Here is a 21,019-nt window from a genome sequence, read left to right on the forward strand (position 1 = left end):
AAGCAACTGCCTACCATCGTAGGCGATTCCATCGTTCACTAAAAATGAATTATCATGAATCGATGCATCCCGAGGAGAGAACTATGGACCTCGCCGAACTGGCGATTTTCCGGGCGGTCGTACGGGAAAACGGCGTGACGCGGGCCGCCGCCAAGCTCAACCGCGTGCAGTCGAACGTGACGACGCGCATCAAGCAGCTCGAAGATCAGCTCGGCACGCCGCTCTTCACGCGCGAGGGCCGCCGCCTGATTCTCACGCCCGCTGGCGAAACCCTGCTGCCCTACGCCGAGCGTCTGCTCGCGCTCGCCGACGAAGCGCGCCATGCGCTCAAGGCCGGGCGCCCGGCGGGACGCCTGCGCCTGGGCACCATGGAGAGCGCTGCAGCAAGCCGTCTGCCCGGCCCGCTCGCGCACTATCACCAGACGTGGCCCGAGGTCACGCTCGAACTGGAAACGGGCACGACCGGCACGATGATCGAGCGCCTGCGCGAATACGCAATCGATGCGGCGCTGATCGCCACGCCGCTCGCCGGGGTGCCGGACCCCGAGGTATTCGAGCACGCGCCGGTCTATCGCGAAGAACTGGTGATGATCACGCCGCGCGGCCACCGGCCGATCCGACAGCCCAGCGATATCGCGCTCTCCACGCTCGTCGCGTTCGAACGCAGCTGCGCGTATCGCGCCTATGTCGAGCGCTGGTATGTGGAGCATGGCATCCGGCCGTCACGCGTGCTGGAACTGGGCTCGTATCACGCGATCATTGCGTGCGTGGCGGCGGGCGCGGGTGTGGCCGTCGCGCCGCGCTCGGTGCTCGAACTGCCACGCAGTGCCGACGACGTCACGATTCATTCGCTTGGCAAGCTCGGTCAGATCGACACGCTGCTCGCCTGGCGGCGTGGCCACTATTCGCCTGCGCTCGGCGCGTTGAAAGAAGCGCTGCTGGAGGATGCGCAACGCACGGGCAGCACGGCATTGCGATTCGCGGCTGACGCGGCAGCCACGCCCGCAGGCCTTCACGCCTTATAAGGCGCGCGGGAAACAAAAAGGGCTGCCCTCACGGACAGCCCTTCTTCGTCGCGAAGCGGCGTTCACGCCGCGACGCGTCGTATTACAGCTTCGCTTCGACCCAGCCCTTCACGCCGGCGAGCGCGGCCGGCAGGTTGGCCGGCTCGGTGCCGCCTGCCTGCGCCATGTCGGGACGGCCGCCGCCCTTGCCGCCGACCTGCTGGGCGACGAAGTTCACGAGTTCGCCGGCCTTGACCTTCTTGCTCGCCTCGGCGGTCACGCCCGCGATCAGGCTGACCTTGCCGCCGTCGACAGCCGCCAGCACGATCGCCGCGCTCTTGAGCTTGTCCTTGAGCTTGTCCACGGTCTCGCGCAGCGTCTTCGAATCGGCACCATCGAGCGTCGCGGCCAGCACATGCACACCGTTCACTTCGATGGCCTGCCCCACGAGTTCGTCGCCCTGGCTCGAAGCGAGCTTCGACTTGAGCGCGCCCAGTTCCTTCTCGAGCGACTTCACCTGGTCCTGCACCTGCGCGATACGCTGCGTCAGTTCCGAAGGCTGCGCCTTGAGCGCCGCCGCTGCCGCGTTCACGCGCGCATCGAGCTCCTGCACGAAGCGCACGGCGTTGTCGCCCGTGATCGCTTCCACGCGGCGGATGCCCGCGGCCACGCCGCCTTCCATCACGATCTTGAAGAAGCCGATGTCGCCGCTGCGCGTGACGTGCGTGCCGCCGCACAGCTCGCGCGAGAAGCCGAGGTCGAGCACGCGCACTTCGTCGCCGTACTTCTCGCCGAACAGCGCCATCGCGCCGCCCTTCACGGCGTCGTCATAGGACATCACGCGCACGATGCCGGGCGCGTTCGCGAGCACTTCCGCGTTGACGATCTGCTCGACGCGGCGGATCTCGTCGTCCGTCATCGGCGCGTTGTGCGCGAAATCGAAGCGGGTTTTATCCGCGTCGACGAGCGAGCCCTTCTGCTGCACGTGCGAACCGAGCACTTCACGCAGCGCCTTGTGCATCAGGTGCGTGGCCGAGTGGTTGCGCGCCGTGCGGGCGCGCAGGATGGCGTCGATTTCCGCCTTCACGACGTCGCCCACCTTGAGCGTGCCCTGCTCGAGCGTGCCGTGGTGGCCGCTCACATCGGCCTGGACCTTGAGCGTGTCGGCCACGGCGAAACGGATGCTCGCGTTCGAGATCACGCCCTGGTCGCCCACCTGGCCGCCCGATTCCGCGTAGAACGGCGTGTGGTCGAGCACGACCACGGCGTCCTGGCCCGTCTTCACTTCGGTAACCGAAGCGCCGTCCACGTAGAGCGCGACGACCTTCGCGTCGTCGAACGCGATTTCCTCGTAGCCGTGGAACGTCGTCTTGGCGCCCGAGTATTCGAGGCCCTGCGTCATCTTGAACTTGCCTGCCGCGCGTGCCTGCTCGCGCTGACGCGCCATCGCTTCGTCGAACGCCGGCTCGTCGACCGTGACGTTGCGTTCGCGGCAAACGTCGGCCGTGAGGTCGAGCGGGAAGCCGTACGTGTCGTGCAGCTTGAACGCGAGTTCGCCCGAGAGCGTCTTGCCGCCCTTGGCTTCGAGGTCGGCCAGTTCGGCTTCGAGAATCGACATGCCGTGCTCGATGGTCTCGAAGAAGCGCTCTTCTTCCTGGCGCAGGACGTCGGTCACGCGCTGCTGCGCTTCGGCGAGTTCCGGGTAAGCCGCGCCCATTTCCGCGACGAGATCCGCCACCAGCTTGTGGAAGAACGCGCTCTTCTGGCCGAGCTTGTAGCCGTGGCGGATCGCGCGGCGCACGATACGGCGCAGCACGTAGCCGCGGCCTTCGTTGCCGGGAATCACGCCGTCGACGATCAGGAACGAGCACGCGCGGATATGGTCGGCGATGACCTTCAGCGAGTTGTTCGTGAGGTCGGGCGTGTTCGTTTCGCGCGATGCCGCCTTGATGAGGTTCTGGAACAGGTCGATCTCGTAGTTGCTGTGCACGTGCTGCAGCACCGCGGCGAGACGCTCGAGACCCATGCCCGTATCGACGCACTGCTTGGGCAGCGGCGTCATGTTGCCCTGGGCGTCGCGGTTGAACTGCATGAACACGAGATTCCAGATCTCGATGAAGCGGTCGCCGTCTTCTTCAGGCGATCCCGGGGGGCCGCCCCAGATTTCCGGGCCGTGGTCGTAGAACACTTCCGAGCACGGGCCGCAGGGACCGGTGTCGGCCATCTGCCAGAAGTTGTCTGAGGCGTAGCGCGCGCCCTTGTTGTCGCCGATGCGGATAATGCGCTCCACCGGCACGCCGATTTCCTTCGCCCAGATGTCGAAGGCTTCGTCGTCTTCCTGGTAGACGGTGACCGTGAGCTTGTCCGCCGGCAGCGCGTAGACCTTGGTCAGCAGTTCCCAGCAGTAGTGGATCGCGTCGCGCTTGAAGTAGTCGCCGAACGAGAAGTTGCCGAGCATCTCGAAGAACGTGTGGTGACGCGCCGTGTAGCCGACGTTCTCGAGGTCGTTGTGCTTGCCGCCTGCGCGCACGCTGCGCTGCGCGGTCGTGGCGCGCGAGTACGGACGCTTTTCGGTGCCGAGGAACACGTCCTTGAACTGCACCATGCCCGAGTTGGTGAAGAGCAGTGTCGGGTCGTTGCCCGGCACGAGGCTCGACGAGCGCACGATCGTGTGGCCCTTCGATTCGAAGAACTTGAGGAATTTCTCGCGGATGTCGGCGGCTTTCATGGCGTGCGTTGGGTCCTTCCTGGGGCGTACGGTGCTGAGTCTTTGTCGTGGTCGCGCTCGGGGCCCACGTTGCTCACGAAAACCCCGGTGCTGAATCGAACGATTATACGGGATCGTCGCGCGCTCGCGGCGGCGCGTCCGGCGTGGTTTGCATGGGCGCGACAGGGCGCGCGGCGACACGGCGGACCGAGTGGCTTTGTTCCGCACTGCGGAACCTTGTGCCGAATATTGGCCCATGCCGCGCCTTTTCGCTTACCATGGGCGGCATCGGCCGGCGCACCACGCGCGCTCGCTGCCCGCCTTGGAACGACATTGGAAGACACAGCATGGGCGCTCTCAGCCATATCCGCGTACTCGATCTCACCCGCGTCCTCGCCGGACCGTGGTGCGCACAGACCCTGGCCGACTTCGGCGCCGACGTGATCAAGGTGGAGCGCCCCGGCGCCGGCGACGACACGCGCCACTGGGGCCCTCCGTACCTGAAGACGCCCGATGGCGCGGACACCGCCGAGGCCGCCTACTACCTCGCCGCGAACCGCAACAAGCGCTCGGTGACGGTGGATATCGCCACGCCCGAGGGGCAGCGCATCGTGCGCGAGCTGGCTGCGCAAAGCGATGTCGTGCTGGAGAACTACAAGGCCGGCCAGTTGAAGAGATACGGCCTCGACTATGAGTCGCTGCGCGAGGTAAAGCCCGACCTCATTTACTGTTCGGTCACCGGCTTCGGCCAGACCGGGCCCTACGCCTCGCGCGCGGGCTACGACTTCATCGTGCAGGGCATGGGCGGCTTCATGAGCATCACCGGCGAGCGCGACGCGCTGCCGGGCGGCGGCCCGCAGAAGGCCGGCGTCGCGATCGCCGACCTCATGACCGGCATGTATTCGACCATTGCCGTGCTGACGGCGCTCGCGCACCGCGACCGCACGGGCGTGGGCCAGTACATCGACATGGCGCTGCTCGACGTGCAGGTGGCGATGCTCGCGAACATGAATTCGAACTACCTGGCGAGCGGCAATCCGCCCGCGCGCTGGGGCAACGCGCATCCCAACATCGTGCCCTATCAGGCGTTCCAGACGAGCGACAGCTGGATCATCCTCGCCGTCGGCAACGACGGGCAGTTCCGCAAGTTCGTCGAGGTGGCGGGCCAGCCCGGGCTTGCCGACGAGGAGCGCTTCGCGACCAATCCGGCGCGCGTGCGCCATCGCGACACGCTCGTGCCGATCGTCGCCGACCTGATCCGCACGCGCACGAAAGCCGACTGGATCGGCGCGCTCGAAGCAGCGGGCGTGCCGTGCGGGCCGATCAACAACCTCGCGGAAGTGTTCGAGAACGAGCAGGTGATCGCGCGCGGGCTGCAGGTGGACGTGCCCCACCCTTCGGGCGGCACGGCGCGGCTCGTCGGCAACCCCATCCGCATGAGCGAAACGCCGCCGCGCGTGGCGAGCCATCCGCCCACGCTCGGCGAGCATACCGATGCGGTACTGCGCGAAGTGCTCGGCTACGGCGATGAGCAAGTGGCGGCGTTGCGCAGCAAGGGCGTGGTCTAACCGCAAGGCCCCGGGGCGGCCGCTTGGCCTCAGCCGCCCAGTTTCTCCATCGACATCAGCCACGCCAGCCCCTGCGGCCAGTCGTCGAGCCCGCTGTCGGCATTGATGTGCCCGCGCGCGCCGATCTCGATCCAGCGGCTGCCCCACGCCTGCGCGCAGCGCTGCGAAAACGCCACGCCGCCATACGGATCGTCGCTGCTGGCGACGACGACGCTCGCAAACGGGAGCGCCGCCAGCGGCACCGGATCGAAGCCCCGCGCGTCGCGCGGAAATTCGGGACCGTGCGGATCGGGTAGCGCCACCAGCAGCGCGCCGGCCACCTTCGCGCGCGTCGCCGCGCTCGCGTGATGCGCGGCCCAGTGCGCCACGGTCAGGCAGCCGAGGCTGTGAGCGGCGAAGCGCACGCCGGCCGGCGCGCGTCGTACGGCAGCCTCCAGCGTCGCGCACCACGCCTCGCAGTCCGGGTGCATCCAGTCGGGCATCTGCACCCGTGCAAAGCCCGCGTGCGCGGCTTCCCAGCGCGTCTGCCAGTGCCCCGGCCCCGAATCCATGTAGCCCGGCAGCACCAGCACAGCCGTTTCGCTCGTCGTCACGTTTTTCCCTCGCTTGTTGTGGTCCGCGCGACGATCCGGCACCGGGACTGGCACGGCGGGTCGCGTCAGGTAGAATGGAAGACACCATCGGGTGCCCGGTTACGCGCTTTTATCCTTTTGACGGGCGCCCTCGAACGACTCCCTTTTCGCATGAATACCGAACGTAAAGACGCCGACCGCACGGACGCGCCTGCGGCATCCAATTTCATCCGCAACATCATCGACGACGACAACCGCTCGGGCAAGTGGGCGCAGCGCGTCGAAACGCGCTTCCCGCCGGAGCCGAATGGCTACCTTCACATCGGCCACGCGAAGAGCATCTGCCTGAACTTCGGCGTCGCGAAAAGCTACGGCGGCGTGTGCCACCTGCGCTTCGACGACACGAACCCGGAGAAGGAAGATGTCGAATACGTCAACTCGATCATCGACGCCGTCGAATGGCTCGGCTTCGAGTGGAAGAAGGAAGATCAGGAATACCTCTTCTACGCGAGCGACTACTACGACAAGCTCTACGAGTTCGCCGAACTGCTGATCCAGCGCGGCAAGGCCTACGTGGACAGCCAGTCGCCGGAAGAGATGCGCGCGAACCGCGGCTCGGCCACCGAAGCCGGCAAGAACTCGCCGTTCCGCGACCGCTCCGTCGACGAAAACCTCGACCTCTTCCGCCGCATGAAGGCGGGCGAATTCGAGGAAGGCGCCCATGTGCTGCGCGCGAAGATCGACATGGCGTCGCCGAACTTCAACATGCGCGATCCGGTGATCTACCGCATCCGCTTCGCGCATCACTACCGCACCGGCGACAAGTGGTGCGTGTACCCGATGTACGACTACACGCACTGCATCTCGGACGCGCTGGAAAACATCACGCATTCGCTGTGCACGCTCGAGTTCGAAGACCATCGCCCGCTGTATGACTGGGTGCTCAGCGAACTGGCCGACGCCGGCGTGTTCACGCGCCCGCTGCCGCAGCAAATCGAGTTTTCGCGCCTGAACCTGACCTACGCGATCACGAGCAAGCGCAAGCTGCTGCAACTGGTGACCGAAGGCCACGTGGAAGGCTGGGACGACCCGCGTATGCCGACCATCGTCGGCGTGCGCCGCCGCGGCTTCACGCCCGAAGCGATCCAGCTCTTCTGCGAGCGCATCGGCGTGACGAAGGTCGATTCGTGGATCGACATGAGCGTGTTCGAAGGTGCACTGCGCGACGACCTCGACGACAAGGCGCCACGCACGGCCGCCGTGCTCGACCCGCTCAAGCTCATCATCGACAACTATCCCGAAGGCCAGAGCGAGGACTGCACGGCCCCCGTGCATCCGCATCATCCGGAGCGCGGCCTGCGCACGTTCCCGATCTCGCGCGAGCTGTGGATCGAGCGCGAAGACTTCAACGAGACGCCGCCGAAGGGCTATTTCCGCCTGTTCCCGGGCAACAAGGTGCGTCTGCGCTATGGCTTCGTGATCGAATGCACGGGCGCGGACAAGGACGAGAACGGCAACGTGATCGCCGTGCACTGCAACTACTTCCCGGACAGCAAGTCGGGCACGGAAGGCGCGAACAACTACAAGGTCAAGGGCAACATTCACTGGGTCAGCGCACCGCATGCGTGCCCGGCGGAAGTGCGCCTCTACGATCGCCTGTTCCGCGAAGAGCAGCCCGACGCGGGCGGCCGCGACTTCCTCGAAGCGCTCAATCCGGATTCGAAGCGCGTGGTGCAAGCGTATCTGGAACCAGGCGCACGCGACGCCGCACCGGAAGACCGCTATCAATTCGAGCGCCATGGCTACTTCGTCGCCGACCGCTACGATTCGAAGCCGGGTGCACCGGTATTCAACCGCATCGTCGGTTTGCGCGACAGCTGGGGCAAGTAAGGCTCGCGCCGCGCTTGCCGGCAACAAAAAGCCCGCACGGATTCGTGCGGGCTTTTTTCATTTTGGCGGCTGGCGCGTCTCAATCGAAACGCCGGCTCACAGTCTGCGATGCAGTTCCGCGAGCGAGAGCGACATGCTAAAGAGCCGCGCGAGACTGCGGCTCGCGTAGCGATCCACTTCGCCGGGCAAGGTCCAGCGCCAGGCGTCCATTTCCGGAATCATCACGCCGTCCTCACGGCGCGGAAACAACGACACGCAAACGCAACGCGTGAGGTCGAGTTCATCGGCGCTCGCACGCGCGGCAAAGAGATGCAGATCCTTGTCGCGCCGGTACACGTAGCGACCGAGATCGACGAGGCGCGGCGCCGCGACATCGATGCCGGTCTCCTCGACCATCTCGCGGCGCGCGCTCTGCGATTCGCTCTCGCCTAGCTCGCCCTGCCCCTTCGGAATGTCCCAGTGATTCGTGCCGGTTGCGTGCGCGAGCAGCACGCGGCCTTCAGGATCGAGCAGCACGATGCCGCACGAAACGATCTTGCCGTTCACTGCGCGCTCAGTGCTGCTTCTGGAAAACCCAGGCGCCTTGGCCCGTGCGGCAGAAGTGCGGACGCAGTGTCATCGACTGGCCCTTCGCGTTGATGACGACCTCGGTATCGCGGCAGGTCTTCTCGCCTTCCTTTTGCGTATTCGACGGCGTGATGGTCGAGGTGATGCGCGTGCCGTTGCGCGAGCCTTCGTTCGACCATGACGCGCTCTCGCCATCGGCCTTGTGCTCGACCGCATCGCGCACGGCATTCTGGAGCGAGTTGTAGTCGGCCTGGGTCATAAACGACATGGGCGTGTTGTTCAGGAAACCCAGGTTGGCGGCGTGCGCGCTGCCCATGCCGACGGCGACAAGGAGCGCCGCGCCCAGGGCGCTCAGCGTGTGACGGGTTCGGGGCATGCTGGACATTGTGTGTTCTCCTCGGCGGACTGAACGAATCGACGAAAAGCATAACACGCGCCCTTTTTTCGGCTCGCCCAGCAAGGCCGAACGCGCGCGGGCCGCCGGGTCCTTTTCAGACTGATCCGATGGTGAGGGAGAGGGCCGATCACTACGATGGCTCCCTCTCCCACTTACAGCCCATCGGCAATCCCTGACATGACCTACGCCATCGCATTGAGGGTCTTTGCAGTTCTGCTGACCCTCATCTGCATCGGCTTGATGGCGTTCGTCGCGCACTACACGCTCGCGCCACGACCGCAGGCGCCCGGCCCGAACTTCGTAGTCCGTCCCGAGCGCCCACCGCGCTGGCCGGACGCCACCGTGCGCATCGGCACGGTCGGCTTGCTCGCGTCCTTCCTCGTACTCACCGGTGCCTGCCTGCTGATCGCGGGCGTCTGACGCCGCGCGCCCAGTTCACACTCAGTTGATGCTCAATGCGGGCCCGGCTGCCAGCCGTCGGTAAGCGTATCGAGAAACGCAATCACATCCTTGATTTCGGCGTTGCTGAACACCGGCTCGTCGCCGGGCTTGCGATCGAACGGCGGATCCGTGTTGAGATTCACCCGGTAGCGACTCGGCAGGTCGTCGAATTTCTGCACCCGGCCCTTCACCACCGGATAGAACTCCTCCGGATTCGTGTCGCGCCGCGCGTAGAAACGCAGCACGTCTTCGAGCGAGTGATAGATGCCGTTGTGGAAGAACGACTTCTTGAGCGCAACGTTACGCAGCGTCGGCGTACGGAAGAGCCCGCAAAATTCCGCGCGGTGATCGAGGTCCGTGCGCTCGGGGCCGCATGCGCCGAGATCGAAAAACTTGCGGTCGTGATTCACGGCGAGCGCGCGGTTGCGCGGCACACCCACGGCGATCAGACCGAAATCGCTGAACTGCGGAGGCGAGCCGTCCTTTGCACGCTGGCTGATATGGCAGCTCGCGCAATTGCCCTTCTTCTCGTCGTTGAAGAGATGCAGCCCGCGCAGTTCGGCGGCGCTGAGCGTGGCCCTGCCGGCCAGGTACGCGTCGTACTTGCTCGTGTACGGATAGAACACTTCAGGCGACTGCTCGAAGGTTTCCAGTGACTTCAGTACTGCCTTGAAAGTCGCGTCGTCGTCAGCGAGGACGCGCGCGCCGAAGGCCTCGCGAAACGCCCCTGCGTAGGGCGCCGCGCGCACGGCTTCGGCGACCTTGCGCGGCGAACTCGCCATCTCGAACGTCGAGAGCAACGGAATGCGCGCCTGCTCCGAGCCCCGATCGACGCGGCCGTCCCACGTGAGGCCGCCGGTCGGACCGGCATCGACGCTTTCATCGCCTTCGTCATCGGAGTCGTGATAGTGCTCGGCGAACGCCGGCACTGCCTGCAGATACTTGAGCGTCGGCACGGCGCGCATGCCCTGGCGTCGCATGTCGGCGCCGCCGATCTGCACGTCGAGCGAGTTCGTCGGCGTGAACGCGTGGTCCGGGCTGTGGCACGACGCGCATGCCATCTTGCCCGAGCCCGAGAGCGACGGGTCGAAGAACATCTGCTTGCCGAGCGCCGTCATGCGGCGCACCTGCGCATAGACCTCGGCACGCGTCTGCCCGCCTTGCGCCGGCGCGGCGATCTTCATGAGCTTCACGCCCTGTACGGCGCGTGCGTTCGCATTGGCGTCGTGCGCGCGCGAGGCGCTGCCGGATGCACCTGTCGTCGCATCGGCGTCGGCGGAAGCGGACGTGCTGCCGTCGCATGCCGCCAGCAGCAACGACAGCCCGGCCGCCATCACGAAGCGCCCCGCGTGGCGGCGCGCGCCGCCGTGCGATCGAGCCCGCGTCTCACCATCCGTTCGCGCCGAACGACGCGCCAATCTACGCAACATGCCTGGTCCCCGAAGCTTGAGCGCGGCGCGCGCGTGGCCGCGCGCCGCTGCAGTGCGAATGCCGATGCGCTCAGCCGCGCATCGAAGTCGCGAAAGCGTATGTCAGGGATATGACGCTCCAATGACATGACGTAAGACAGATGTCATGCAATCAAAGGCTGTGGAAAAGCTAAATGTAATTTTTTACATATCGCTGTCAAAATCCGTTGCGACACTGCGCCTCGCCCGAAGACCGGTGTCATTCGCGCCGGCCTCCATGCGGGCCCCCAACGCGAGAGAGAAAAATGATCAACAGAAAATGGTTCTATGCCACGCCGATCGCGGTAGCGGCGTCGGTATTGGCCGTCGCGGCTTGCGGCGGCAACGACAGCAGCAAGCCCGGCCTTTCGTCGGTGAAGAACATCGTCGTGATCTACGCGGAAAACCGCAGCTTCGACAACCTGTACGGCAGCTTCCCGAACGCCAATGGCCTGCAGAACGTGAGCGCGCAAAGCGCGCAGCAGCTCGATCGCGACGGCTCCGTGCTGGCCACGCTGCCGACCGTCTGGAACGGTCTCACGCAAACGGGCGTCACGCCCGTCGTGACCGCGGCGATGACCGAGAACATGCCGAATGCGCCGTTCGCCATCGACGACGCGAAGGGTTACAACGTACCGCTCTCGGTCACGACGCGCGACCTGTATCACCGCTTCTACGAGAACCAGATGCAGATCCACGGCGGCAAGAACGACATGTTCGCGGCCTACGGCGACTCCGGCGGTCTCGTGATGGGGCACTACACGACGAGTGCCGAAAAGCTGCCGCTCTGGAAGCTCGCCCAGCAATACACGCTCGCCGACAACTTCTTCATGGGCGCGTTCGGTGGCTCGTTCCTGAATCACCAGTGGCTGATCTGCGCGTGCACGCCGTACTACGCGAACGCGGACACGAACCCGGCCAAGCCGACGATCTCGACCGTGGACGCCGATGGCGTCTCGCTCACGCTCGCATCGAACTCGCCGAAGTCGGCGCTCGATGGCGTTCCGAAATTCGTGAAGTCGGGCAACCTGACGCCGGACTTCTACGCGGTCAACACGATGCAGCCGCCGTATCAGCCGAGCGGCAATGCAGCGGCTTCGGGCGGCGACACGAACCTGGCCGACCCGTCGAACGCCTCCACGCTGCCCGCGCAAACGGCCCAGAACATCGGCGATCTGCTTTCGAACGCGGGCGTGACGTGGGCGTGGTACGGCGGTGCCTGGGGCGCGGCCGTGAGCGCGGCGCAGAACAGCACCTCGGGCGTGATCTACGGCGCGAACATGACGGCGCCGAACTTCCAGCCGCACCACCAGCCGTTCAACTACTTCGCGAACTACGCGCCGGGCACCGACGCGCGCGCGAAGCACCTGCTCGACGGCGGCATGGACGGCACGGAGTTCATCAAGGCGATCGACGCCGGTGCGCTGCCTGCCGTGGCGTTCTACAAGCCGCAGGGCAACCTGAACGAGCACGCAGGCTACACGGACGTGGCGAGCGGCGACCAGCACATCGCTGACGTCATCGCGCATCTGCAGAAGAGCCCGCAGTGGAACAACATGGTCGTGGTCATCACCTACGACGAAAACGGCGGCTTCTGGGATCACGTTGCGCCGCCCAAGGGCGACCGCTGGGGTCCGGGCTCGCGCATTCCGGCGCTCGTCATCTCGCCGTACGCGAAGAAGGGTTACGTCGACCACACGCAGTACGACACGACCTCGATCCTGCGCCTCATCACGCGCCGCTTCTCGCTGCCCACGCTGCCGGGACTCGCGAGCCGCGACGCCGCGCTCAAGAGCAACGGCGCCCAGCCGATGGGCGACCTGACCAACGCGCTCGACGTCAAGCTCTAAGCGCGCGACAAGCCATCGGATCATCGATTGCCGGATGTTGCTCATCCGGTTTTGCGGGCAGCCCTCGGGCTGCCCTTTTTATTGCGCCGCGGATTCATCGCCCCTTGCACGCGCCATGCGCCGGCGGAGCCCTGAGCCGCGACGTTTGACCACGGATCCTGCGCCGAAAGATGCACTACCTTACAGATTAATTACTGCACAAATATTGACGGAGGTCATTGTGAAATACGTCGAATCGACTCTCCTACCAGGCGAAAGGATCGTCTGCGAGGGACACCCCTGCTTCTGGGCGATGGGTCCGCGTATCACACTGAGCCTTTTGCTCATGATTTGGGGCGTGCTCATCGGCACCATGGGGACCTCGCCGCTCGCAGCGGTGAGTTTTTTTGCCGCAGGGCTGGGACTGTTCGGCGCGTCGCTGCTCGCCTGGTGGACGACGGAATTCGCCGTGACCAACAAGCGCGTGGTGGCCAGGTTCGGTGCCGTGCGTCGTCACACGGTGGAGTTGACGCTCGCGAAGATCGAGAGCGTGCGGATCGAGCAAAGCCTGATCGGCCGGATATTCGACTATGGCGCGCTCGTCGTGGGCGGCGGGGGCCTGATCGCTACGCCGATTCCCGGCATTTCGAACCCGAACGAGTTTCGCCGCATGGTTTTTCTCGCGCAGGCGGCTGAGGAGCCAGTGCCGTTGCGGCTCGTGGCGTGAGGGGTTTGAGGCGGGGTGGATTCGTGGTGAAGGAAAAAGCAAAAAGCCCGGCGGTGAACGCCGGGCTTTTTGTTTGACCTGACACGACAGGAGGGGCTCGAACCCCCGACCCTCGGCCTCGGCTTAGAAGTGACTCGCCGCATGCCCGTGGCACGCGGCGCCAAGGCCGATGTACGGCTTCTGAGCACAGCGCGACTATCGAGAGGTAGCTGCAATGGCGAAGGCACAGAGCCAGTTGCCAATTGCACCCCGCTCGCTTACCCTCCGAATTCATAAAAACGCGCCGGTCCCGCGGCGCATACAACGACAAGACCATCCATGAAACGGCCAAAACACTTCAAGCGCCCGATAGTCGCGGCACTGATTGCTATGGGAGTCCTAACGTGTACCGCGTATGCGGCCGACTCTCCGGCGGATCCCACGTCCGAGGAAGAATTGAATCTTGCGAGCGCAGTCGCTAACCCATCGACTGACCGTGCTAGCAGCCTGGGCGACTTCTGCTTCTTCTCGCATCTCCCGCCCTCCGAACAGAAATACAAGGTCATCAGGAAACTGAAGATCGGCAAGGGCACCTACGGAAGCGTGCAAGACATCCTGCCCAAGTTGGCCGCATACGCTCAGTCGAACGGCGCCGATGCAATCGTTGAATACACGGGGAGTCAACGCTTTGGCTTTTGGCCGTGGCGTATGGTCCGCCCGGTCGTGCGCGGAGTCGCCGTACAGTGGATCGATCCGAAGCCCGTGACGTGCGAGTCGATCGGCGGGACCACGTTGAGCACCATCCTTTCCTCGGCTCAGCGGCCGGCAAAGTAGCGAGGGACCGGGAACCCGCCGAACTGGATGGCGGGCTATCCTGAGGGGTTTTGGCTCGAATCTTCTATCACGCGGATTCTGGCACGCCAGGTCAGAGCAAAGACTTCGACACGTGTTGCGGCCACATCGAAAACGAGCAAGGAAACGGTGTCTGGCCGGTTTTGTTGTGTCGGGAAACCGGAAACCCAGCATCGGCAGCCCATCCCGTTTTCGCCATGGCGGAGGCGGGTACTACGTCTCGGGCCCGCCGGTTCGGATGGTACCGTAATGACCACATTGGGAACGGTTTATCCGGCTCCGGACGTGCTCAACGTCCAGCGCGCGGCTCCGGGTTGACGAAATCGGGTTACATGGCGGTTACACGGGCGCCAGATAGCAAAAAGCCCGGTCACAAAAACCGGGCTAAGCGCTTGATTTTACTGGCGCGACAGGAGGGGCTCGAACCCCCGACCCTCGGCTTAGAAGGCCGATGCTCTATCCAGCTGAGCTACTGTCGCGTGAACGTGGGCAAGGCCGCAAGCGGGCCTCGCCAAGACGGGGCTGGATTATACCGCGATCGTCTCACGCGGTCGCGCCTCGCTCATCGCACTTGCCAGGGCGCCTGGCGCCAGAATCAAACCGGCTGCTGATGCAACGCGAACCAGCCGAGGAAAATCGCACCGGCGATCAGGCAATACGCACCGAACGACGCGAGGCGCCCGCGTCCCTCGAAGTAGCTCATCAGGAACTTCACGCTCAGCCAGGCCGCAATACCCGTGAGCACGCCGCCAACGGCCGCAGTCATCAACTGATCTCGCGCGTGAAACAGCTTGGGCAGTTCAAGCACGCCAGCCGCGAAGATGATCGGCGTGCCGAGCAGGAACGAGAACTCTGCCGCCTTTTCTGCCGTGAGGCCCGCTGCATTGCCGGCGATCATCGTGAGCCCGCTGCGCGAAAAGCCGGGAATGAGCGCGCCGATCTGCGCGAGGCCGACGAGAAACGCCTGGCGGAACGTGAGTTTCTCGGGCGGACGATGTGCACGCGCGCGCTGGATGCGATCGCCGAACCAGAGCAGCACGCCATTGACCATCAACGCCGCCGCGACGATACGCAGATCGTGAAAGATGGCTTCGATGCGCTTTTCGAGCACAAGGCCAACGATACCCGTCGGAATCGTACCGATGATGAGCGCCCACATCATGTGCCCGTCGTCGTTCTTGCGACCGCCCAGCGAGGCAAAGAAGCCGCTGATCAGTGCGACCCAGCGCTCGCGGAAATACCAGAGCAGCGCAACTGCGGTCCCCAGGTGCAATGCGACGAGGAACGGCAGCAATTGCGGCGCGTGCTTGTCGATATGCATGCCGAACAGTGCCGGTACGAGCAGCGTATGACCGAGGCTGCTCACGGGAAACAGTTCGGTGACGCCTTGCAACACGCTCAGGAAGAATAGAAACCAGAGACTCACGCGCGGATCCTCGTAATGGTGGTGTAAGGGGCCGGACCGTTGCGGAGCCGGTGCGGCAAAGCGCACCGATTATGCCTGGGCCGTATTGCAGCGCCAAGCTTGAAGATGGATTTGTCAGAAAAGTTACTGCGTCGCAACAAAATTGGCTGCGAATGCAAGGATCCTGGCGCGAACGCGCGTGTCGCGCTCGCGGGAATCAAACTAGGGGGACGGAACGTGGCGTGATCAGCGCGCCATCTTGTAGAAGAAATACGCGCTGCTACCGACAAAGAGGCTGAACAGAGCCATGCTCATTGCCATTGCGAGGTCCATGGGGAGGTCTCCTGCGAAAATGCTCTGTGCGCTACCGCACGGTCATGCGGATTATGCTGACTCTCCTCCGTCGACGACACCCACGCTTTCCCGACGAGGGTTTTCACGCATGAGAAAGCGGCGCAAAATCCGCCTCTGCCCGGCGCATCCGCGCCACGCTCCTTCCACCCACTCCAGGCCCGCCCATGAACGCCCATCCAGAACAGGACATCCTCACCCTCACCCGTGGTGCCTCGACGCTGCGCTTCGCGCCGTGGGCCGGCGGCCGTTTGCTCTCGTGGCTCGTCGGCGGCCAGCCGGTCATCGTGTGGCCGGAAAATGCGAACTGGGCCGAGCCGGCACGCGTGCGCGGCGGCAATCCGCTGCTCTTCCCCTTCCTTGGCCGCCATCGCGTCGACGGCCAGATCGGGCGCTGGCGCGACGCCCAGGGCGTGGTTCGCGATCTGCCGATGCATGGCTTCGCGCGCGATCTGCCGTTCGCGGCGCAGGTCGACGACGATGGGCACGGCCTGAAGATGACGCTCGTCGACTCCGACGCCACCCGCGCTGGCTACCCGTTCTCCTTTCGCTTCGAGGCGGTCTACCGGCTGGCCGACGCGCATACGCTCGACGTGACGCTCGCGGCGACCAATACCGGCCAGGATCCGCTTCCCTGGTACGCGGGCCATCATTTTTACTTCGCCTTGCCCCACGCCCAGCGCGCGCAGGCGACGCTCGACCTGCCGGCGAGCCAGCGCCGTCATCAACTCGCGGACGGTTCGATCAGTGCGCCCGAACCCGGCAAAGCGCAATACAGGCTCGACGACGCAAGCATCATCGACCGCTTCCATGTGCTCGAGCCAACACCGCCCGCCTCGCCGGTGCGCCTCGTAGCGCCGGGACTCGGCCGCGCAGTGACGATCGATCTGAACCGGCCCGGCTCGCTTCCCTGGTACGCCGTCACGACGTGGACGGAAGCCGCGGACTCCGACTTCTACTGCGTCGAACCCTGGCTCGGTCTGCCCGATGCGATCCACAACGGGCTCGGCCTGCGCTGGCTCGCACCGGGTCAAACGGAGACGGCGACGCTGCGTATCGGCGTCGAGACGCTCGGCGGCTGATCGCGCGCACCGGCGCCGTGCCGGGCCGGCGCCGGTCTGGATGCTGGGGCCCGCGTCAGGCATTCATCAGGCAAAACCCCAGTTGCGCTGGCAAACCCGCTAAAATCAGGCGTTTTGCCAGCGCGGCGGACCGTGGTCCGTCGAGGCAAGGTCATGCGAGGTTCAATGTTGGCACCAGGAATCAGACGGATTGCATGTGCGGCGCTCGTTGCGCTGCTCGCGGCGTGCGGATCGGCTCCGGTCGGCCCCGGCTTTTATCGCGTGGAACGCGGCGACACCCTGTACAAGATCGCACGCAGCAATCGCCAGTCCGTGCAGAACATCGTGCGCTGGAACAATCTGTCGAACCCCGACGCCATCGAAGTCGGCCAGGTCCTGCGCGTAGAGCCGCCCGCCGGCACCGCGAGCGCCCGCACCGCGCCGCGTAGCGCAGCGACTGCCCCGCGCGAGAGCGCCGACACAACCGATACGGCATCCGCGCCTTCGTCCGCACCTTCGGCGGCGGCTGCCCCGTCGATTTCGCTCGTCTGGCCGACCAGCGGCCAGGTCATCCGCAACTTTGACGGCCGCAACTCGAAGGGCATCGACATCGCCAATGCGGCAGGCACCCCCATCGTCGCCGCGGCGCCCGGCACCGTGGTCTATGCCGGCAATGGTCTGCGCGGCTACGGTAACTTGCTGATCATCAAGCACAGCGGCGATTACCTGACGGCCTATGCGCACAATCAGGCGTTGTTCGTGAAGGAAGGCCAGAGCGTCGCGCACGGGCAGAAGATCGCGGAAATGGGCAGCAGCGACAACGATCGCGTCATGCTGCATTTCGAGCTGCGATACCAGGGACGCTCGATCGATCCGACTCGCGAACTTCCCGCACGTTGAGACGGGCCACTGCGGCCTGCCAAATCAATGGACGAAAAAAAGCCCGGCATGGCGCCGGGCTAACGGGGGTTTGGCGCATATCGGCAAAGGACCGGTTTACCATGCGCCGAGTCGCAATCTATCAACGCGCTTCCTGCGGCGCAATCACTTAATTAGCGCGAAAATGTGCTACGGCGCACGGATTATGTGTCGCATCACTTTTCAGCAACGAATGAGGACGCAGAATCAACTGCTGCGGCCCATAAGACCGGACGCTTCAGTGACACACATCGACAAGTCATCAATCGGCGCAAAGGCTTGCTGGACGGGCCGATCAGGCTAAAGAACATGGTTTTGTCGAGGGGATTTGCAAGCCAGAATCGTCGGTTTAAAGCATGGTATTTTTCGCATTTTCGAGGCGGCCGGCTTGAGTGTGCAAGCGCACGCAACATTGCATTTATCCGGTGTGGTGTACAAATTTGAAACACCAATTCGCAGCGTGCTTAGCTCAGATGTTTGCTGATTTAATGTGGCTTATTGTCTGTATTTTGGCGCCGCAAGCCTGGATATCGACTTATTAATGTGATTAATACCGCGGATCCGGCGTTCGCCATCGGCCGCCGGTCTGCAGGCAGACTATCGTTTATAGTATCGGCCGCAACGAAAATCCAATCACCATGACTATCGAAGACGCCAATCCCAGTCCAACGTACGCCAGGCTGCTCGGCGAAACCGCCAAGATCGACTGGCAGGATCTCGAACGTTTCTTCGCGCAAGGCAAGTTGCTGAGCGTGGCGCGCGACCTCGACCTCGTCAGCGTGGCGGAGGCCATCGCCAACGACGACAGTGCGGTCGTCATGCAATGGCTGTCTTCGGGCCTCGTCGGCCGTATGCCGGCAGAAACCGCAGCCGATTACTCTGCGCGCAAGCCGGAGTTGTGGGCGGTCGTCGTCTCGCCCTGGGTGTGCGTGCAGGAACGGGCTTGAGCGGCGCGGAGGCTCTGCCCGAGCAGCGAGGCTGGCATCGACGCGTGCTGACGCTCGCGTTTCCCATCGTCCTCGCCAATCTCACGCAGCCCATCCTTGGCGCCGTCGATACGGCTGTGGCAGGCCACCTCGGCAGCGCGGCCGATCTTGGCGGCGTCGCACTAGGCGGCCTGTTCTTCAACTTCGTGTTTTGGGGTTTCGGCTTCCTGCGCATGGGGACGACGGGACTCGTCGCACAGGCCTACGGCGCCCGCAACCTCCCCGCATTGCGCGCGAATGTCGTGCGCGCCCTGCTGCTGGCATTCGCGATCGGCGCCGCGATCCTGCTGATTCAATCGCCCTTGATCCACTACACGCTCGCGGCCATTGGCGGCAGCGCAGACGTGCAGCGCAACGCCGGGGTCTACTGCCTTGCGCGTATCGGCTCTGCGCCTTTCGCTTTGGCGAACTACGTCGTGCTCGGATATCTGCTCGGTACCCAGCGCGTGCGCATTGCTCTGCTTTCGCAGATCTTCATCAATCTGACGAACGTCGTTGCGGTGCTCGCCTATGTGTACGGGCTGCAGTGGGGCATCGCCGGGATCGGCGCAGCGACGGCTACGGCCGATACGCTTGGTTTTGTCTTCGGCGCCTGCGTGCTGTGGAGGCTTCGTCCTCGCGGGCTCGCGCCGCTCGCGTTGCAAACTGTGCTCGAACCGGCGGCGCTCAAACGACTCGTCGCGATCAATCGCGATATCTTTCTGCGGACGCTTTGCCTGCTGGGCTCGTTTGGATGGTTCGCGCATCTGGGCGCGAAGCAAGGCGACGCGATCCTTGCCGCGAACGCCCTGCTCCTCAACTTCCAGACCTTCATGGCCTACGGTCTCGACGGGTTCGCCCATGCAGCCGAGGCGCTTGTAGGCGCGGCGATCGGCGCAGGTAATCGCAATGCGTTTCGCCAGGCCGTGAAGTTCAACCTGTTCTGGGCAGCGCTGGGAGCCTTCAGTTTTTCTCTGGTTTATTGGGCCTGCGGACCGTGGATCATCAGGCAGCTAACCGACCAGCCGTCGGTGCGTGCCGCCGCTCAGGCATTCCTCCCATGGGCCGCGCTTTCGCCGCTCATCTCCGTTTGGGGCTTTTTGCTGGACGGCGTATTCATCGGCGCGACGCGCACGCGCGAACTCATGCAAGCCATGGCGGTGTCGCTGGCTGTGTTTCTGTGCGCGTCATGGGCGCTGGTCGGGCCGCTCGGCAATCACGGGTTGTGGATCGCCCTGCTCGTCTTCATGGCCGCGCGCGGCCTGACGCTCTCGCCCTTGCTGCCGCGCATCAGCGGCGCGATCGTACCTGTGTCTGTGCAGCTGCGCTGACAGCGCTCGCGCCCGGCGTCGGCGCTCTTACTTTGCAGGCGGCGGGTTGTCGATCATCATCGGCGGCCGGTCGTCGGTCGGCACACCATGGTAGTCGGGTGGATCCTGCGGCGGGGTGCCGTGGCGGTGAGTCGTTGCGTTGTCGGCACACGCCGAAAGCAATACGGCCATTGCAAGGGCCAGATAAACACGGTACATCGCCTGAAATCCTTTCTGAATGGTGATCCGAGCGGCGCTCCAGCCGGCTGGCGAAGCGGCTGAAGTCGCTATTTTTTCCGTAGCGACACTGTTCTAAGATACGAACATGGCTGCAATCGACAGGAGGCTGCCATGGATGCCGAAACTATTGCGGGTCTGATCGGTCTTGCTGTGGGTCTGCTGGTTCTGCTTGGGCTATCGATCTTCGAATCGCGCGCCTACCGGAAAGAGCACGACGGCGAAGGCATGATGCATCACTGGCTGGCCGAGCATCACGTGCTCGACCGGGTTCGCCGCAGGCACTGAACCCAGCGCCGGGACCGCGTCGGCGCGCCCCTTGCCTGAATCTCACCACGGCCAGTCGAGCTGGCCGTGAGGTGGTTTTGCTGCGTCGTTCATTGAACGAGCAGCTAGCCTTTTATTTTCCAGCGCCCAAACGCCAGAACCCCGGTGCTCTTTCGGAGCCACCGGGGTTCTGGACGTACTGCATAAGGAGCCTGACGATTACCTACTTTCACACGGGCAATCCGCACTATCATCGGCGTGGAGCTGTTTCACGGTCCTGTTCGGGATGGGAAGGGGTGGGACCAGCTCGCTATGGTCATCAGGCATGACGGGTTGCTGCGTCGCGCGGGTTCTGGTGAACCTGGCGCCACAGCCAATCGGGAAGAAGCGTAAAGAGGGTGTTGCTGAATTGGGGTTGTGTTGTTTCAGGCACAACACGTGATCTCAACCGTGCGTCACTCCCTTCGGGAGCAGGATGCTCGTAAGTGCTGAAGCACTAACGATCATCGCGAAACACACCTGTT

Annotated in this window: 19 protein-coding genes, 1 tRNA gene and 1 rRNA gene; 12 read left to right on the forward strand and 9 right to left on the reverse strand. The window is 64.4% G+C overall.

Annotation, left to right across the window (positions count from 1 at the left end; genetic code table 11):
• Positions 1 to 83: 83 nt before the first annotated feature.
• Positions 84 to 1,025: a LysR family transcriptional regulator gene (locus AB4Y40_RS02595; protein WP_368686313.1), complete on the forward strand. Its 942-nt coding sequence runs from the start codon at positions 84 to 86 to the stop codon at positions 1,023 to 1,025.
• Between the two features lie 82 nt (positions 1,026 to 1,107).
• On the opposite strand, the gene alaS is transcribed toward AB4Y40_RS02595, so the two are convergent.
• Positions 1,108 to 3,732, reverse strand: coding sequence for an alanine--tRNA ligase (alaS, locus tag AB4Y40_RS02600; protein ID WP_368686314.1), 2,625 nt, complete (start codon positions 3,730 to 3,732; stop codon positions 1,108 to 1,110).
• Between the two features lie 326 nt (positions 3,733 to 4,058).
• On the opposite strand from alaS, the gene AB4Y40_RS02605 reads away from it, so the two are divergent.
• Positions 4,059 to 5,279, forward strand: coding sequence for a CaiB/BaiF CoA transferase family protein (locus AB4Y40_RS02605; protein WP_368686315.1), 1,221 nt, complete (start codon positions 4,059 to 4,061; stop codon positions 5,277 to 5,279).
• A 29-nt stretch (positions 5,280 to 5,308) separates the two neighbouring features.
• Here AB4Y40_RS02605 and AB4Y40_RS02610 read toward each other — a convergent pair whose 3' ends face one another.
• Positions 5,309 to 5,872 (reverse strand): RBBP9/YdeN family alpha/beta hydrolase, encoded by a 564-nt coding sequence (locus tag AB4Y40_RS02610; RefSeq protein WP_368686316.1) that lies wholly within the window; start codon positions 5,870 to 5,872, stop codon positions 5,309 to 5,311.
• Positions 5,873 to 6,022: 150 nt separating this feature from the next.
• Between AB4Y40_RS02610 and AB4Y40_RS02615 the strand changes: the two genes are divergently transcribed.
• The gene (locus tag AB4Y40_RS02615) at positions 6,023 to 7,741 is read left to right on the forward strand and encodes a glutamine--tRNA ligase/YqeY domain fusion protein (protein WP_368686317.1); all 1,719 of its coding nucleotides are present in this window, start codon (positions 6,023 to 6,025) and stop codon (positions 7,739 to 7,741) included.
• 96 nt (positions 7,742 to 7,837) lie between these two features.
• Here AB4Y40_RS02615 and AB4Y40_RS02620 read toward each other — a convergent pair whose 3' ends face one another.
• A complete protein-coding gene (locus AB4Y40_RS02620; RefSeq protein WP_368686318.1) occupies positions 7,838 to 8,287 on the reverse strand; it encodes an NUDIX domain-containing protein in 450 nt (149 codons plus the stop codon).
• 7 nt (positions 8,288 to 8,294) lie between these two features.
• The gene (locus tag AB4Y40_RS02625) at positions 8,295 to 8,693 is read right to left on the reverse strand and encodes an RT0821/Lpp0805 family surface protein (protein ID WP_368686319.1); all 399 of its coding nucleotides are present in this window, start codon (positions 8,691 to 8,693) and stop codon (positions 8,295 to 8,297) included.
• 189 nt (positions 8,694 to 8,882) lie between these two features.
• Between AB4Y40_RS02625 and AB4Y40_RS02630 the strand changes: the two genes are divergently transcribed.
• Positions 8,883 to 9,125 carry a hypothetical protein gene (locus AB4Y40_RS02630; protein WP_368686320.1) on the forward strand — a complete coding sequence of 81 codons (243 nt, stop codon included), beginning with the start codon at positions 8,883 to 8,885 and terminating at the stop codon, positions 9,123 to 9,125.
• 32 nt (positions 9,126 to 9,157) lie between these two features.
• On the opposite strand, the gene AB4Y40_RS02635 is transcribed toward AB4Y40_RS02630, so the two are convergent.
• The gene (locus tag AB4Y40_RS02635) at positions 9,158 to 10,480 is read right to left on the reverse strand and encodes a cytochrome-c peroxidase (protein WP_368686351.1); all 1,323 of its coding nucleotides are present in this window, start codon (positions 10,478 to 10,480) and stop codon (positions 9,158 to 9,160) included.
• A 380-nt stretch (positions 10,481 to 10,860) separates the two neighbouring features.
• On the opposite strand from AB4Y40_RS02635, the gene AB4Y40_RS02640 reads away from it, so the two are divergent.
• The 3 genes from AB4Y40_RS02640 to AB4Y40_RS02650 all read left to right on the forward strand — a co-directional run bounded on the left by AB4Y40_RS02640 (position 10,861) and on the right by AB4Y40_RS02650 (position 13,963).
• Entirely contained in the window at positions 10,861 to 12,444 is a 1,584-nt protein-coding gene (locus AB4Y40_RS02640; protein WP_368686321.1) for an acid phosphatase, read from the forward strand.
• Positions 12,445 to 12,769: 325 nt separating this feature from the next.
• A complete protein-coding gene (locus AB4Y40_RS02645) occupies positions 12,770 to 13,150 on the forward strand; it encodes a PH domain-containing protein (RefSeq protein ID WP_368686322.1) in 381 nt (126 codons plus the stop codon).
• Positions 13,151 to 13,468: 318 nt separating this feature from the next.
• Positions 13,469 to 13,963, forward strand: a complete 495-nt coding sequence (locus AB4Y40_RS02650; RefSeq protein ID WP_368686323.1) for a hypothetical protein — start codon at positions 13,469 to 13,471, stop codon at positions 13,961 to 13,963.
• A gap of 420 nt (positions 13,964 to 14,383) precedes the next feature.
• Here the strand turns inward: AB4Y40_RS02650 and AB4Y40_RS02655 are convergent.
• Positions 14,384 to 14,460, reverse strand: a tRNA-Arg gene (locus AB4Y40_RS02655).
• A gap of 116 nt (positions 14,461 to 14,576) precedes the next feature.
• Entirely contained in the window at positions 14,577 to 15,407 is an 831-nt protein-coding gene (locus AB4Y40_RS02660; RefSeq protein ID WP_368686324.1) for an undecaprenyl-diphosphate phosphatase, read from the reverse strand.
• 497 nt (positions 15,408 to 15,904) lie between these two features.
• Between AB4Y40_RS02660 and AB4Y40_RS02665 the strand changes: the two genes are divergently transcribed.
• From AB4Y40_RS02665 to AB4Y40_RS02680, 4 genes are all read left to right on the forward strand, one after another.
• The gene (locus tag AB4Y40_RS02665; RefSeq protein WP_368686325.1) at positions 15,905 to 16,819 is read left to right on the forward strand and encodes an aldose epimerase; all 915 of its coding nucleotides are present in this window, start codon (positions 15,905 to 15,907) and stop codon (positions 16,817 to 16,819) included.
• Positions 16,820 to 16,984: 165 nt separating this feature from the next.
• Complete coding sequence (locus AB4Y40_RS02670) at positions 16,985 to 17,698, forward strand: peptidoglycan DD-metalloendopeptidase family protein (RefSeq protein WP_368686326.1); 714 nt, start codon at positions 16,985 to 16,987, stop codon at positions 17,696 to 17,698.
• A gap of 656 nt (positions 17,699 to 18,354) precedes the next feature.
• Complete coding sequence (locus AB4Y40_RS02675) at positions 18,355 to 18,663, forward strand: DUF2288 domain-containing protein (RefSeq protein WP_368686327.1); 309 nt, start codon at positions 18,355 to 18,357, stop codon at positions 18,661 to 18,663.
• The gene (locus AB4Y40_RS02680; RefSeq protein ID WP_368686328.1) at positions 18,660 to 20,012 is read left to right on the forward strand and encodes an MATE family efflux transporter; all 1,353 of its coding nucleotides are present in this window, start codon (positions 18,660 to 18,662) and stop codon (positions 20,010 to 20,012) included. Before AB4Y40_RS02675 ends, AB4Y40_RS02680 begins: the two co-directional genes overlap by 4 nt.
• Positions 20,013 to 20,039: 27 nt before the next feature.
• Here the strand turns inward: AB4Y40_RS02680 and AB4Y40_RS02685 are convergent, their stop codons facing one another.
• Positions 20,040 to 20,210 (reverse strand): hypothetical protein, encoded by a 171-nt coding sequence (locus AB4Y40_RS02685; protein WP_368686329.1) that lies wholly within the window; start codon positions 20,208 to 20,210, stop codon positions 20,040 to 20,042.
• A 132-nt stretch (positions 20,211 to 20,342) separates the two neighbouring features.
• Between AB4Y40_RS02685 and AB4Y40_RS02690 the strand changes: the two genes are divergently transcribed.
• Positions 20,343 to 20,516, forward strand: a complete 174-nt coding sequence (locus tag AB4Y40_RS02690) for a hypothetical protein (RefSeq protein ID WP_165822956.1) — start codon at positions 20,343 to 20,345, stop codon at positions 20,514 to 20,516.
• A gap of 189 nt (positions 20,517 to 20,705) precedes the next feature.
• Here AB4Y40_RS02690 and rrf read toward each other — a convergent pair.
• Positions 20,706 to 20,819, reverse strand: a 5S ribosomal RNA gene (gene rrf / locus AB4Y40_RS02695).
• Positions 20,820 to 21,019 lie beyond the last annotated feature (200 nt).

This window comes from Paraburkholderia sp. EG287B (genome assembly GCF_040965595.1).
Classification (GTDB): Bacteria; Pseudomonadota; Gammaproteobacteria; order Burkholderiales; family Burkholderiaceae; genus Paraburkholderia.

Bases quoted from the DNA above. Each gene is read 5' to 3' on its own strand.
- AB4Y40_RS02690 (WP_165822956.1), top strand. From the start codon at position 20,343: ATGGATGCCGAAACTATTGCGGGTCTGATCGGTCTTGCTGTGGGTCTG.
- AB4Y40_RS02635 (WP_368686351.1), bottom strand. From the start codon at position 10,480: ATGGCGGCCGGGCTGTCGTTGCTGCTGGCGGCATGCGACGGCAGCACG.
- alaS (WP_368686314.1), bottom strand. From the start codon at position 3,732: ATGAAAGCCGCCGACATCCGCGAGAAATTCCTCAAGTTCTTCGAATCG.
- AB4Y40_RS02625 (WP_368686319.1), bottom strand. From the start codon at position 8,693: ATGTCCAGCATGCCCCGAACCCGTCACACGCTGAGCGCCCTGGGCGCG.
- AB4Y40_RS02685 (WP_368686329.1), bottom strand. From the start codon at position 20,210: ATGTACCGTGTTTATCTGGCCCTTGCAATGGCCGTATTGCTTTCGGCG.
- AB4Y40_RS02645 (WP_368686322.1), top strand. From the start codon at position 12,770: ATGATTTGGGGCGTGCTCATCGGCACCATGGGGACCTCGCCGCTCGCA.
- AB4Y40_RS02640 (WP_368686321.1), top strand. From the start codon at position 10,861: ATGATCAACAGAAAATGGTTCTATGCCACGCCGATCGCGGTAGCGGCG.
- AB4Y40_RS02650 (WP_368686323.1), top strand. From the start codon at position 13,469: ATGAAACGGCCAAAACACTTCAAGCGCCCGATAGTCGCGGCACTGATT.
- AB4Y40_RS02595 (WP_368686313.1), top strand. From the start codon at position 84: ATGGACCTCGCCGAACTGGCGATTTTCCGGGCGGTCGTACGGGAAAAC.
- AB4Y40_RS02675 (WP_368686327.1), top strand. From the start codon at position 18,355: ATGACTATCGAAGACGCCAATCCCAGTCCAACGTACGCCAGGCTGCTC.
- AB4Y40_RS02665 (WP_368686325.1), top strand. From the start codon at position 15,905: ATGAACGCCCATCCAGAACAGGACATCCTCACCCTCACCCGTGGTGCC.
- AB4Y40_RS02605 (WP_368686315.1), top strand. From the start codon at position 4,059: ATGGGCGCTCTCAGCCATATCCGCGTACTCGATCTCACCCGCGTCCTC.
- AB4Y40_RS02630 (WP_368686320.1), top strand. From the start codon at position 8,883: ATGACCTACGCCATCGCATTGAGGGTCTTTGCAGTTCTGCTGACCCTC.
- AB4Y40_RS02670 (WP_368686326.1), top strand. From the start codon at position 16,985: ATGTTGGCACCAGGAATCAGACGGATTGCATGTGCGGCGCTCGTTGCG.
- AB4Y40_RS02615 (WP_368686317.1), top strand. From the start codon at position 6,023: ATGAATACCGAACGTAAAGACGCCGACCGCACGGACGCGCCTGCGGCA.